Origin of the sequence: Salibaculum halophilum (genome assembly GCF_002094885.1) — a bacterium.
In the GTDB taxonomy this organism is placed as follows: Bacteria; Pseudomonadota; Alphaproteobacteria; order Rhodobacterales; family Rhodobacteraceae; genus Salibaculum; species Salibaculum halophilum.
In genome coordinates, this window is the sequence record NZ_MSIT01000012.1 from 28,543 (window position 1) to 41,452 (window position 12,910).

Annotated in this window: 14 protein-coding genes; 6 read left to right on the plus strand and 8 right to left on the minus strand. The window is 68.7% G+C overall.

The features are described from left to right. Positions 1-78: 78 nt before the first annotated feature. Positions 79-1,293, plus strand: a complete 1,215-nt coding sequence (locus BU124_RS09550; protein WP_084863117.1) for a cytochrome P450 — start codon at positions 79-81, stop codon at positions 1,291-1,293. Here BU124_RS09550 and BU124_RS09555 read toward each other — a convergent pair. Further along, entirely contained in the window at positions 1,277-1,435 is a 159-nt protein-coding gene (locus tag BU124_RS09555; protein WP_084863119.1) for a DUF2256 domain-containing protein, read from the minus strand. The genes BU124_RS09550 and BU124_RS09555 overlap by 17 nt on opposite strands. Further along, entirely contained in the window at positions 1,435-2,949 is a 1,515-nt protein-coding gene (locus BU124_RS09560) for an FAD-binding domain-containing protein (RefSeq protein ID WP_084863121.1), read from the minus strand. Before BU124_RS09560 ends, BU124_RS09555 begins: the two co-directional genes overlap by 1 nt. 93 nt (positions 2,950-3,042) lie before the next feature. Between BU124_RS09560 and pepN the strand changes: the two genes are divergently transcribed. The 4 genes from pepN (at position 3,043) to gatB (ending at position 8,627) form a co-directional block, all read left to right on the plus strand. Then, on the plus strand, positions 3,043-5,607 hold the full coding sequence (gene pepN / locus BU124_RS09565) for an aminopeptidase N (protein WP_084863124.1): 2,565 nt from the start codon (positions 3,043-3,045) through the stop codon (positions 5,605-5,607). Further along, on the plus strand, positions 5,604-6,053 hold the full coding sequence (locus BU124_RS09570) for a hypothetical protein (protein ID WP_084863126.1): 450 nt from the start codon (positions 5,604-5,606) through the stop codon (positions 6,051-6,053). The genes pepN and BU124_RS09570 overlap by 4 nt, the downstream gene beginning before the upstream one ends. 81 nt (positions 6,054-6,134) lie before the next feature. After that, positions 6,135-6,995, plus strand: a complete 861-nt coding sequence (locus tag BU124_RS09575; protein WP_084863128.1) for a 1-acyl-sn-glycerol-3-phosphate acyltransferase — start codon at positions 6,135-6,137, stop codon at positions 6,993-6,995. 108 nt (positions 6,996-7,103) lie between these two features. Then, complete coding sequence (gene gatB, locus BU124_RS09580; RefSeq protein WP_084863130.1) at positions 7,104-8,627, plus strand: Asp-tRNA(Asn)/Glu-tRNA(Gln) amidotransferase subunit GatB; 1,524 nt, start codon at positions 7,104-7,106, stop codon at positions 8,625-8,627. A gap of 86 nt (positions 8,628-8,713) precedes the next feature. Here gatB and BU124_RS09585 read toward each other — a convergent pair whose 3' ends face one another. Beyond that, on the minus strand, positions 8,714-8,968 hold the full coding sequence (locus BU124_RS09585) for a BolA family protein (protein WP_084863132.1): 255 nt from the start codon (positions 8,966-8,968) through the stop codon (positions 8,714-8,716). A gap of 74 nt (positions 8,969-9,042) precedes the next feature. Here BU124_RS09585 and BU124_RS09590 point away from each other — a divergent pair, with 74 nt between their 5' ends. Continuing rightward, positions 9,043-9,672, plus strand: a complete 630-nt coding sequence (locus BU124_RS09590; RefSeq protein WP_084863134.1) for a J domain-containing protein — start codon at positions 9,043-9,045, stop codon at positions 9,670-9,672. A gap of 27 nt (positions 9,673-9,699) precedes the next feature. Here the strand turns inward: BU124_RS09590 and BU124_RS09595 are convergent, their stop codons facing one another. The 5 genes from BU124_RS09595 to BU124_RS09615 form a co-directional block, all read right to left on the minus strand. Next, positions 9,700-10,179: a hypothetical protein gene (locus BU124_RS09595; protein WP_084863136.1), complete on the minus strand. Its 480-nt coding sequence runs from the start codon at positions 10,177-10,179 to the stop codon at positions 9,700-9,702. Positions 10,180-10,345: 166 nt separating this feature from the next. Beyond that, positions 10,346-10,813, minus strand: a complete 468-nt coding sequence (gene msrB / locus BU124_RS09600) for a peptide-methionine (R)-S-oxide reductase MsrB (protein ID WP_084863138.1) — start codon at positions 10,811-10,813, stop codon at positions 10,346-10,348. Between the two features lie 122 nt (positions 10,814-10,935). Beyond that, a complete protein-coding gene (locus BU124_RS09605) occupies positions 10,936-11,508 on the minus strand; it encodes a fasciclin domain-containing protein (RefSeq protein ID WP_084863140.1) in 573 nt (190 codons plus the stop codon). A 114-nt stretch (positions 11,509-11,622) separates the two neighbouring features. Continuing rightward, entirely contained in the window at positions 11,623-12,315 is a 693-nt protein-coding gene (locus tag BU124_RS09610; protein ID WP_084863142.1) for an anti-sigma factor, read from the minus strand. Beyond that, positions 12,312-12,872, minus strand: a complete 561-nt coding sequence (locus BU124_RS09615; RefSeq protein WP_084863145.1) for a sigma-70 family RNA polymerase sigma factor — start codon at positions 12,870-12,872, stop codon at positions 12,312-12,314. The genes BU124_RS09610 and BU124_RS09615 overlap by 4 nt, the downstream gene beginning before the upstream one ends. Between the last annotated feature and the right edge of the window lie 38 nt (positions 12,873-12,910).

Sequence of the window (12,910 nt, forward strand, 5' to 3'; positions counted from 1 at the left end):
AAAGCGGGCCGTCCCCTGCGCCTGCGCACATGTGCCTGGCCGGTGACGGGCACCCCGCGACACGAGGACGCCACGACCATGGGACCCGATCTTCACGCGCAGGAGGTTCTCAAGGACCCGGCCCCGCTGATCGAGGGGCTGCGGCAAAAGGGCCGGCTGGTGCGCCTGCGGCTGCCCATCCTCGGCCGGGTCTGGGCCACCACGACCCACGCCGACAGCCACCGGGTGCTGGGCGACGCCGAAACCTTCTGCCGCAACCCCGTCACCGCCGGCAACCCGCCGCCCGAGCGGTTCTTCTGGTGGGCGCCACGCTTCGTCCACCCGCTGTTTCGCAATGTCACCATGCTGGATGGCGCGCAACACGCCCGCCTGCGGCGGCTGGCGGCGCCGGGGTTTTCGACCATCGGCATCGACCGGGTGCGCCCGCGGCTGGAGGAGATCGTCGCCCGCCTGCTGGACGATCTGCCCCCCGACCGGCCCGTCGATCTGGTGGCGCAATACAACCGCCGCCTGCCGCTGCTGGCCATCTGCGAGGTGCTGGGTATCCCCGAGGCCGACCGCGCGCGGGTGATCCGCTGGGTCACGCCGGTGGGATCGGTGGCCAGCGTGCCCGGGTTCTTCCGCGCGGTTCCGGGGCTGTGGCGGCTGTCGCGCCACTTTCGCGCCGATTTCGAGGCGGTGCGCCGCGCGGGCGGCCGCACCGGGCTGATCGGCGATCTGGTGCGGGTCCACGACGGCGACCCCGGGACGCTGTCGGATGACGAATTGCTGGCCATGGTCGTGGCGCTGTTCATCGGCGGCTTCGACACCACCACGCATCTGATCGGCAACGCCATTTCCACCCTGCTGCAAGCGCCCGAGCTGCGCGAGGAATTGCAGGCCCGCCCCGAGGCCTGGCCGCTGTTCATCGAGGAGGTTCTGCGCTTTCATTCTCCGGTGATGTTCACCAACGCCTTTCACGTCACCCGGCCCGTCACCCTGGGCGGCCAGCCCTTGCAGCGCGGCGACCGGGTGGTGCCGCTGCTGATCGCGGCCAACCGCGACGGCGCCCAGGCCCCCTGCCCGCATGCCTTCCGGGCCGAGCGCCGGCCCAACCGGCACCTGGGCTTCGGCTATGGCACGCATGTCTGCATGGGCATGCAGCTGGCCCGCACCGAGGCGCTGATCGCCACGCGCGCGCTGTTCGACCGCTACCCCGGCGCGCGACTGGCCGAACCGGCCGCGGATCTGCCGATGCTCAAGCGGCTGGGCCTGCGCGGCAAGGCGCGCCTGCCCGTCAGGCTTGCCCCTTGACCTTGCCCGCGCGGCGGCAGCGTTGCGAGCAATAGCGCACGTTCTCCCAGTCCTTCGCCCACTTGCGCCGCCACGTGAAGGGCCGCCCGCAGCTGGCGCAGGTCTTTTGCGGCAAGTCGGACTTGCGGCGCATCCGGGCCATCACAGGTCCAGTTTCATTTGGCGAGTGTCGCCCTGCGCGCCTTTGCGCCGCGGGGCGCGGTCGTTGACGAAGCGCCCGGCGCGGTCCTTGCGGCTGGCGTGCTTGTCGACCACGCGCGCCGCCTCGTCGCGAAAACCCGCGCCACGTCGCACCGCCCAGACCTTTTCGCGCGCGGCGCGCGCCGCGGCCGCGACATCGACCACCGGGGCGGGATAGGCCAGACCGGCCGCACCGTCCCAGCGCCAGGGCTCCTGCAACAGCGCGTCGGGCACCGGGGCCAGTTCCGGCACCCAGGCCCGCGTGAAGGCGCCGGTCGGGTCCTGGTCGTGGCCCTGTTTGACGGGGTTGTAAATGCGCACCGTGTTCATGCCGGTGGTGCCGGACTGCATCTGCACCTGAGACCAGTGGATGCCCGGCTCGTAATCGGTGAACAGCCGCGCCAGGTGTTCGCCCGTCGCCCGCCAATCGAGCCAGAGGTGGTAGGAGGCGACCGCCATCACCATGGACCGCATGCGAAAATTCAGCCAGCCGGTGTGGATCAGCGACCGCATGCAGGCATCGACGAAGGGCAGGCCGGTGCGCCCCTCGGCCCAGGCGGCGCGCACCTCGGGATCATCGCCGCGCAGGCCTTCGTAGGCGGAGTGCAGGCAGTGCCACTCCAGCGCCGGTTCATCTTCGAGCTTCTGCATGAAGTGGTCGCGCCAGGCCAGCCGGCTCTGGAAGGACTTCAGCGAGCCGGCCCAGCCATCACGGCGTCCGGCCTCGCGGACCTGCGCTTGCCGCCCCGCGGTGGCCTGCACTGCCTCGCGCACACTCAGCGTGCCCAGCGCGAAATGCGGCGAGAGGCGAGAACAGGCCTCGGCCCCGTCCAGGGGTGAGGACATGGCCCGCCGATAGTCCTGCCCGCGGGTGGTCAGGAAACTGTCCAGAAGGTCCAACGCGGCCGGCCGGCCGCCCGCCTGACGCCCCGGGCAGGGATCGGGCGGCAGGCCGAGGTCGGCCGCCGTCGGCAGCGGGTCCGAGGGCATCGCGACCCCTGAGAGCTGCGTGGGCGCGGGGATCACATCGGCCCGCATCACCGCCTCGCGGCGCGCAGCCCAGCGGTCGCGCGTGTCCAGCCGCCGCACCACCGCCGAGTGCGGGAACTCGCGCCAGGGCACGCCCGCGCCGCGCGCCCAGTCGGCCACCCGGCGGTCGCGCGCAAAGGTCCATCCGTTGCCGGTTTCCTCGTGGCTGAGCAGCGCCGTGATCGGGCGCTGGCGGTGCATCTCTTCCAGCACCTTGACCACGTCGCCGGTTCGCACGCAAAGCGGCGCGCCCAGCCGCTCCAGATCGGCCCCGAGCGCGGCCAGGCATTCGGCGGTGAACTCCCATTGCCGCCCCGAGGTATCCAGCCCCGCCCAGTACTCCGGCTCGACCACGTAGAGCGGCAGCACCGGCGCCCCCGCGGGCACCGCCGCGAGCGCCGCGTGATCCTGAACGCGCAGATCCCGTTTGAACCAGGCCACATACATGGCGCGCGATATAACGCGGCAGGCCGCCCCGCCAAGGCTTGCCGCCCCGCCCCGGCGGGCCTAGGCTGCGCCCTGCCCCGAACAGGAGAGACCATGAAGGACGCCGCCCCGCAGGCCATCCGCCTGCACGACTATCGCCCCTTCGGCTATCACGTCGACGAGGTTCACCTGACCTTTCGGCTGGACCCGCACGCGACGCGGGTGATCTCGCGCATGCGGTTCCGCCCGAATCGCGACGTGCCCGGCCCCTTCTGGCTGGATGGCGAGGGGCTGGACCTGAAATGGGCGCGCATCGACGGGGCCGCGGTCCGCCCCGAGGTGACGGACACCGGGCTGAGCTGTGCCGTGCCCGACGCGCCCTTCACCTGGGAGGCCGAGGTCGAGATCGCCCCGGCCGCCAACACCGCGCTCGAAGGGCTCTACCTGTCGAACGCGATGTTCTGCACCCAGTGCGAGGCCGAAGGCTTCCGCCGCATCACCTATTACCCCGACCGGCCCGACGTCATGGCCCCCTTCACGGTGCGCATCGAAGGGTCGCCAGAGGCGACGCCGGTGCTGCTGTCCAACGGCAACCCGCAGGCGCAAGGGCCGGGCTTTGCCGAGTGGCACGACCCCTGGCCGAAGCCGGCCTATCTCTTCGCGCTGGTCGCGGGCGATCTGGTGGCGCAGTCCGACAGCTTCACGACCCGGTCGGGCCGCGACGTGGCGCTCAACCTGTGGGTCCGGCCGGGCGATGAGGGCAAATGCGACTGGGGGATGGCGGCGCTCAAGGCCGCGATGGCCTGGGATGAAACGACCTATGGCCGCGAGTATGATCTCGACGTGTTCAACATCGTCGCCGTGGACGATTTCAACATGGGCGCGATGGAAAACAAGGGGCTGAACATCTTCAATTCCTCCTGCGTTCTGGCCAGCCCCGACACCAGCACCGACGCCGATTTCGAGCGGATCGAGGCGATCATCGCGCACGAGTATTTCCACAACTGGACGGGCAACCGCATCACCTGCCGCGACTGGTTTCAGTTGTGCCTGAAAGAGGGTTTGACGGTGTTCCGCGACCAGCAGTTCACCGGCGACATGCGCTCCCACGCCGTCAAGCGGATCGACGACGTGATCGCCCTGCGCGCGCGCCAGTTCCGCGAGGATACCGGCCCGCTGGCCCACCCGGTGCGGCCCGAAAGCTATATCGAGATCAACAACTTCTACACCGCCACCGTCTATGAAAAGGGCGCCGAGGTGATCGGCATGCTCAAGCGGCTGGTCAGGGACACGGCCTACTACCACGCGCTCGACCTCTATTTCGAACGCCACGACGGGCAGGCCTGCACGATCGAGGATTGGCTGGCCGTCTTCGAGGATGCCACGGGCCGCGAACTGGCGCAGTTCAAGCGCTGGTACACGCAGGCGGGCACACCACGCCTGTCGGTGACCGAGGACTGGCGCGACGGCGTCTTTCACCTGAATTTCACCCAACACACGCCGCCGACCCCCGGCCAGCCCGACAAGGCGCCGCAGGTCATCCCCATCGCCGTGGGCCTGCTGACGCCCGAGGGCGACGAGGTTCTGCCCACCCGGGTGCTGGAGATGACTCAGGCACAGCAGAGCTTCGCCTTCGAGGGGCTCTCGGGCCGGCCCGTCGCCTCGATCCTGCGGGATTTCTCGGCCCCGGTGATCCTGTCGCAGGAGACCGACAATGCCACACGCGCCCTGCTGATGGCGCATGACACCGACCCCTTCAACAAGTGGGAGGCCGGGCGCGCCTTCGCGCGCGACCTGCTGTGCCGCATGGTCACCGAAGCGGCTGCCCCCGACACCGCCTACCTCGACGCGGTGGCGGCCATGCTGCGCGACGCCGCGCTGGATCCCGCATTCCGCGCGCTGGTGCTGGACCTGCCCAGCCAGGACGACCTGGCGCAGACCCTGTTCGACCGGGGCCGGACCCCCGACCCGATGGCCATCCACGACGCCGTCGAGACCCTGACCGGGGCCATGGCCCGGCACATGCAGGACGACCTGCCGCGCCTGCTGGCCGACACGGCCGGAACCGACCCCGACAGCGCCGATGCCGAAAACGCCGGCAAACGCAGCCTTGGCAATTCCGTGCTCGCCCTGGTCAGCCGGCTCGACGGGGGCAAAGCGGCGGCGGCGCAATTCGCCCAGGCCGACAACATGACCCGGCAGCTGGCGGCGCTGGCCTGTCTCCTGACGATCGGCAAGGGCGCGGATCAGCTGGAAACCTTCCGCGGCCAGTGGCAGCAGGACCGCTTGGTGATGAACAAGTGGTTCGGGCTACAGGTGGCCCGCGCCGCCCCCGACCGCGCCGCCTACGTGGCCGAGGCCCTGACGCGCAACCCGGATTTCACATGGCGCAATCCCAACCGGTTTCGCGCCGTTTTCGGCAGCCTGGCGGCCAATGCGGCCGGATTTCATCACCCCTCGGGCAAGGGCTACCGACTGCTGGGCGACTGGCTGGCCCGGCTCGACGCGGTCAACCCGCAGACCGCCGCGCGGATGAGCACGGCCTTCGAGACCTGGCGGCGCTATGACGCCGACCGGCAGGCGCGGATCAAGGCCGTGCTGCAGGACCTCGCCGCCAAGCCCGACCTGTCGCGCGACAGCGCCGAGATGGTTCAACGGATGCTCTCGGGGTCCGATTGACGGCCGGCGCCCCGCCCCTGGCCCGGTTCGAACGCCGCGGGCGCCGCCCGGTAAACCTTGCGCTCGCGCTGGCGATCTGGGGCGGGCTGGCGCTGGCCGTGCGGGTCATCGACCTGTCGCTTGTCTGGGCCGGGCTGATCGGGCTCTTCGCCCTGCCCGCCCTTGTCGACTGGATCACCGACCGGCCGGTGTGGCTGGCCATTTACCCGGACCGCCTGACCTGGCTGTCCGGGCGCCGAGACGGGGCAATGCCGGCCGCCGAGATCGCGCACCTGCGCCTCGACCGGCGGATGGACGCGGGGTATCGCCTGACGATCGTCGACACCGCCGGGCGACCGCACCCCCTGCCGCCGGAGCTGCCCGCCCCGGCCGACGCCCTCACGGAGGCGCTGGATCGGGCCGGGATCGCGCACGAGCGGCACCCATTTTCCTTGCGCCCCGGTTGAAATCGGGCGAAAGCGCGCCGAATTGCCGCGATATGATAGTATGTCGTGGAATCGTCACCCGTTCGTGATGAAGGTGGGGCCATGAAAGACCGTATCGACCCGCTGATCGAGGACCGCGCGCCCTGGCTATTCGCCGACCGGCCCGGCACGGCGCTGGCGCGCAAGGCGCTCGACCGCGCGCTGTCGTACCAGCGCACCGTGGATATCGCCACGGCCCTGCGCGACGCCCCCAGCGCCACCATCATGGACGAGATGTTCCACCTGCTGGGCGAGAATGTCACCGCCCGCGGCCTCGACAACATCCCCGCCAAGGGCCCGGCGCTGGTGGTGGCCAATCACCCCACGGGCATCGCGGACGGCATCATCCTGCACGGGCTGCTGTCGCGTGTGCGCCCCGACGCCTTCTATTTCGCCAACAAGGACATCCTGTCGGTCATGCCCCAGATGGAGGACATGATCGCCCCGGTCGAATGGCGCAAGGACCGCCGCAGCCACGGCAAGACGCGCGAGACCATGGCCTACATGCGCCGCGCGGTGCGCGAGGAACGGCTGGGCGTCATGTTCCCCTCGGGCCGGCTGGCCCAGCGGCGCGGGCTGCAGTTGCACGAACGCCCATGGATGCCCTCGGCGGCGATGCTGGCGCGCAAGTTCGACCTGCCGGTCATCCCGGTGAACATGCGCGCGCGCAACTCGGTGCTGTTCTACCTTTTCGACGTGCTGCATTCGTCGCTCAAGGACATCACGCTGTTCCACGAGACGCTGAACAAGGCCGACCAGCCCTACGTCGTCACCGTGGGCGAACCCATCGCCGCCAGCGCCCTGCCCGAAACCTCGGAAGAGGGCATCGAGGTGTTGCGCCGCGCGACGCTGGCGCTGGGCGAGGAAGGCAGCCAGACCGTCAGCCTGATCAAGGCGACGCGCCGGCCGCTGCTGCGATTCTAGAGCGGGCCGTGCCGCACGCGGCGCCCCCGGTCCGGGCGTCGTGCCCCTTGCCAGCCTGTCGCGGCTGACCTAAACGGACTGCGCAGCAGCTTGAAGAGGCCACCCGCGATGCTCGACCTGACCCATGACGCCCCCCGGCCCAAGACGCTCTCCGGTGCCACCGGCGACTGGGAGCTGGTGATCGGCATGGAGGTGCACGCCCAGGTCGCCACGCAGGCCAAGCTGTTCTCCGGCGCCTCGACGCAATTCGGGGCCGAACCCAATTCAAATGTCGCCTTCGTGGATGCGGGCATGCCGGGCATGCTGCCCGTCATCAACGAGGGCTGCGTCGCCCAGGCCGTGCGCACCGGGCTTGGCCTGCGCGCCGAGATCAACCTGTCCTCGGCCTTCGACCGCAAGAACTACTTCTATCCCGACCTGCCCCAGGGCTACCAGATCTCGCAGCTTTACCACCCGCTGGTGGGCGAGGGCGAGGTGCTGGTCGAAATGGGCGACGACACCGCGCGCCGGGTGCGCATCGAACGCATCCACCTGGAACAGGACGCAGGCAAGTCGATCCACGACATGGACCCGCACATGTCCTTCGTCGACCTCAACCGGACCGGCGTTGCCCTGATGGAAATCGTCAGCCGCCCCGATATTCGCGGCCCCGAGGAGGCCGCCGCCTATATCGTCAAGTTGCGCCAGATCATGCGCTATCTCGGCACCTGCGAGGGCAACATGCAGTCAGGCAACCTGCGCGCCGACGTCAACGTGTCGGTCTGCCGGCCCGGCGATTACGAGCGCTACATGGAAAGCCAGGATTTCTCGCATCTGGGCACGCGCTGCGAGATCAAGAACATGAATTCCATGCGCTTCATCCAGCAGGCGATCGACCACGAGGCGCGGCGCCAGATCGCCCTGATCGAGGACGGCCAGGAGGTCGTGCAGGAAACCCGACTTTTCGATCCCGACAAGGGCGAGACGCGCTCCATGCGCTCCAAGGAAGAGGCGCATGATTACCGCTATTTCCCCGACCCCGACCTGCTGCCGCTGGAGATTGAGCAGGCCTGGGTGGACGATATCGCCGCCCACCTACCCGAACTGCCCGACGCCAAGAAGGCGCGTTTCATCACCGATTTCGGGCTGAGCGACTACGACGCCGCCGTGCTGACCGCCGAACACGAGAACGCCGCGTATTTCGAGGCCGTGGTGGACGGCGGCGCCGGCAGCCGCGACGGCAAACTGGCCGCCAACTGGGTCATCAACGAACTCTTCGGCCGCCTCAAGAAGGACGAGCGCGCCATCACCGACAGCCCTGTCAGCCCCGCCCAGCTCGGCGGCATACTCGACCTGATCGGCAAGGGCGACATTTCCGGCAAGATCGCCAAGGACCTCTTCGAGATCGTCTACACCGAGGGCGGCGATCCCGCGCAGATCGTCGCGGACCGCGGCATGAAACAGGTCACTGACACCGGCGCGATCGAGGCGGCGGTCGACGAGGTCATCGCCGCCAACCCCGCCCAGGTGGAAAAGGCCAAGGAAAACCCCAAGCTCGCGGGCTGGTTCGTCGGCCAGGTGATGAAGGCCACGGGCGGCAAGGCCAACCCCAAGGCCGTCAACGAGATCGTCTCGGCCCGGCTCGGCCTCTGAGCCCCGCCCCCGGGGACGGCGGGCGGGGCGATCCTGCGGGCTTGCCTGGCAAGCGCGCAGGGAGCGGCGCACGACGGTCCGGCGGCTCAGCGGATGTCCAGCGACAGCGCGTGAATGCGCCCCAGGATGCCCGGCCCCAGCGCCGCGTGCACCGCCCGGTGCCGGGCCAGTCGGGGCATTTCGGCCAGGGCGGGCGCCGCGATCTCGACGCGCCAGTGGCTTTCGCCGCTGCCGTCGTCCCCGGCGTGACCCGCGTGCAGGTGGCTTTCGTTGACCACCTCCAGCCGCTCGGGATCGAACGCCTCTTGCAGGCTGCGCCGAATCTCGCCTTCAAGTGCCATAATTTTTTCCGCCCCCCTTCAATATACAGTCGTGTGGATTACACTCACCGCTCCGAGTCGGAAAGGTGGATGGTATGCGCAAGGATGATCCCTTCGGTTTCGACATCTCGGTGTCGGCGTCCAAGAAGAAGAAGCCGCGCGGCCGGCGGGGCATGTCCGGGGCTTTCGAGACCTCGACCCGGGTCTGCGAGCATCCCGGTTGCGAAGAGGCTGGCAAGTACCGCGCGCCCAAGAACCCCGACACGCTCGACGACTACTACTGGTTCTGCAAGACGCACGTGCGCGAATACAATCTGAAGTGGAACTTCTTCGAGACCTCCACCGAGGAGGACATGGAGGAACAGACCCAGAAAGACCGGGTCTGGGAACGCGGCACCCAGTCGTTCAAGAAATCCGCCGAGGAACGCGCCTGGGCCCGCCTTGGCATCGAGGACCCCCACCAGGTGCTGGGCGAAAAGGCCACTCAGAACCCCGGCAAGTCGGTGGACGGCAGCCGCCGCCTGCCTCCGACCGAACGCAAGGCGATCGAGATCCTCGAGGCCAAGGACCACTGGACGAAATCCGAGATCCGCAAGGTCTACAAGAAGCTGATCAAGGTACTACACCCGGACATGAACGGCGGCGACCGCAGCCAGGAGGAACAGCTGGCTGAAGTGGTCTGGGCCTGGGATCAGATCAAGGCCAGCCGCAGCTTCAAGGAATAGTCCGGCGCGGCGCGCCCGCGGCGCGACTCAGCCGAAACGGCCGCGTACCCGGATCGGCAGGCTATCGGGGCAGTCGGGTTGGGTGAGGCGCTTCGGCGTGAAGACCGAATCCCGCTCGCTGCGGTAGGTGACCATGCAAAGGTGCACGGCTGCCATGCAAGCCGTCCAGAACAGGACAAGCAGGGGTGAGGTCAGCAGCGTCACCACCAAGGTGAACGGCGCGAACATGGTGCCGTAGACGGGCAGCGCGAGCGTTCCCGCGATGATCGCCCCGACCAGGCTGACCCAGATCATGCCTGCGACGACCCGCGGCGTCGCCCAGGGGCCATGCTGGCCCACGCGATCGCCCGCCAGCCAAAGCGCCGAGACCCCCCCGACCCCGGCGGCAATGACAATCCATGTCTCGTACCAGTTCAGGCCTTGCGCCAGCTGCGCGCCATCGTCGAACCGCAACACCGCGAGATAGCCCATGATCATGCCGAACAGCCCGGTGATCAGAAAGGCCAACAGCCGCGCGCGTTGTCCTTCGGTCGGACCGGTCCGGATGCGTGTTCGTGCCGTCATGTGGTCGACGTCCTCGGGCTTTTCGGGCGTTTCACCCGATCATTGTGGCACCACAAGGGCGGACCGGCTCCGCGGTTGGAAAAGATCTGTTTACCGATCGGAACCGGCGTCAGGCCGGCTTGAAAACGAGGCTCACGCCGTTGAGGCAGTGCCGCTTTCCGGTCGGGTCCGGGCCGTCGTCGAAGATATGGCCGAGGTGGCTACCGCAGCGGTCGCAATGGCATTCGGTGCGCACGAACAACAGTTTGCGGTCTGGCTTGGTCGCGATGGCATCCGGCAGGGCCTGCCAGAAACTCGGCCAGCCGGTACCGCTGTCATACTTGTGCTCGCTCGAATAGAGCGCCTGGTCACAGCCGCGGCAGTGGTAGAGGCCCGGCTCGTAGACCTTGTCCAGCGGGCTGGAATAAGCCGGTTCCGTACCATCCTCGCGCATGACGCGGTATTCCATGTCGGACAGCATCGCGCGCCATTCGGCCTCGGTGCGGGTCACCTCGAAGTCGCCCTCGGCCGCCCGGGCCGAACGCGCGCCGAACAGGGCAGTGCTCAGCGCCAGGATCGAAAAGTCGCGGCGGTTCATGTCGATGCCTCCTTTAAGGGGTTTTGCACAGGATAGGGGATGCGCCACGCCGAGGGGACCTTTGATCGGCGTGGCGCACGGGGTTGTGACCGGGCGAGAGTCCGGGCCCGGCCACCGCCCCGTTACTGCTGAGGCAGCATCACGCGGTCGATGACGTGAATGACGCCGTTGGACTGGTCCACGTCGGCGATGGTCACGGTCGCCTCGCGGCCGTTTTCGTCGGTCAGGGTGATGTCACCACCCGACATTTCGGCCGTCAGCGTGCAGCCGCCCAGCGTTTCCACGGGATGGGCGCCGCCGTCGTCGGCGATCATGCCGCCGATGGCATCCGAGAAGGCCTCGGCACCGACGACGTGACAGGTCAGGATCTGCGTCAGCTGGTCCTTGGCCTCGGGCTGCAGCAGAGCGTTGAGCGACTCGTCGGTGATCATGTCGAAGGCCGCGTCGGTGGGCGCGAAGACCGTGAACGGCCCGGGCCCCTGCAGCGTCTCGACAAGGTCGGCGGCCTGCACGGCAGCGACCAGCGTCGTGTGGATCGGCGAGTTCACCGCGTTCTCGATGATGTTCATGTCGGCCATCATCGGCGCGCCGCCGACGGTCGGGTTGTCGCCCATGTCATCGGATTGAGCCCATGCCATCGGCGCAGAGGCCAGCATCAGGGCAGCGGCGGTGGAAAGAATGGATGTGTTGGACATTGTCGGTCCTCCTCGTGATGTTTTGACCCGGCAGGATCGCCGGATGTATGGCAAGCCACGCGAGGACCCGGCGACAAGTTTCAGCGATTTCGCAAAAAAGGTGCCGCGGCGCGGTCACATGGCCGTGATCGGCCCCACGGCCAGAACGTCGCCGGTGGGCGCGCCGGTGGGCGATCCACCGGGCGGTTCGTCCGAGATCGCCAGCGCCGCGCCCTCGGCCAGCTTGGGCCGCGCGGGTTGCGGCACCGACAGCGCCGCCTGGCGCTCCTCGGGCAAAACCCCCAGCGAGATCGGCGCCTCGCCTTCGGGGATCAGCCACACCTCGAGCGCCCGGTCCGGGCGCGCGCCCCCGGCGCGCCGATCGACGAGGAGTTCGCCGCGCGCGTCCAGGTAGGCGGCGGCCACGACCAGATCGCTGTCCTCGCCGACAAGATCGGCCCGGTAGTCGGGCACGGGCGGCGCCCCGGTGTCGAGGACGCCAAATTCCACCGCGATCAGCACCAGCATCGCGGCGGCCGCGGCCCCGACGATCGAGGGGATCAGGCCGATCTTCTGCCACCAGCGGCGGTCCTGCTGGCCGAAGATGTCACGGCGCAGGGCGGCGAGGACCCGCGGCGGCGGCTCGACCGGGGCGACCTCTTCGGCGATGCCCGCCAGTTCGGCCTCCCAGGCCCGGACGAGGTCGACGAACGCCTGGTCCTCGGCCATCCGGGCCTGCGCCAATTGCGCCTCGGCCCCCTCGAGCAGACCCAGCGCGTATTCCGCCGCCAGGACGGAATCGTCGTCGTATGGGGTCTGCTCACTCATCGCGACAGGCAGTCTCTCAGTTTCATCAGGCTGCGGCGCAGCCAGGTTCGCATCGTGTTGAGCGGCACGTCGAAATGGCGGGCCAGCTCGGCATAGGTGTCGCCGTCCAGATAGGCGCGGCGGACGGCAATCGCCCGGTCCTCGGGCAGTTCCTCGAAGCACCGTAGCACCTGCGCCCGCGTTTCGGCAGCCAAGGCGCTGCGCTCGGGCCCCGGCGCATCGTCAGCCAGGTCCGCCAGCAGGTCGGTGCCATCGGCACGTTGCGTGCTTTCGGTGCCGGGCTTGCGTGCCCGCAGCCTGTCGATGGCACGGTTGCGGGCGATCGTGATCATCCAGCTCATCGGGCTGGCTTGGCCGGGGCGAAAGCCCACGGCGGCATCCCAGATGCGCAGATAGACCTCCTGCAGGGTGTCCTCGGCTTCGGCTCTGTTCTTCAAGACACGCAGGCAGACGCCGAAGAGTTTCGCCGAGGTCGCATGATAGAGCGACTCGAAGGCGCCGCGGTCTCCCAGCCCAACACGCGAGAGCATGGCTTCAAGATCGGCGTGCTCCGTCATGGGCACATCAAGACCGAGCCCGCGGCCCGGTGCAACCC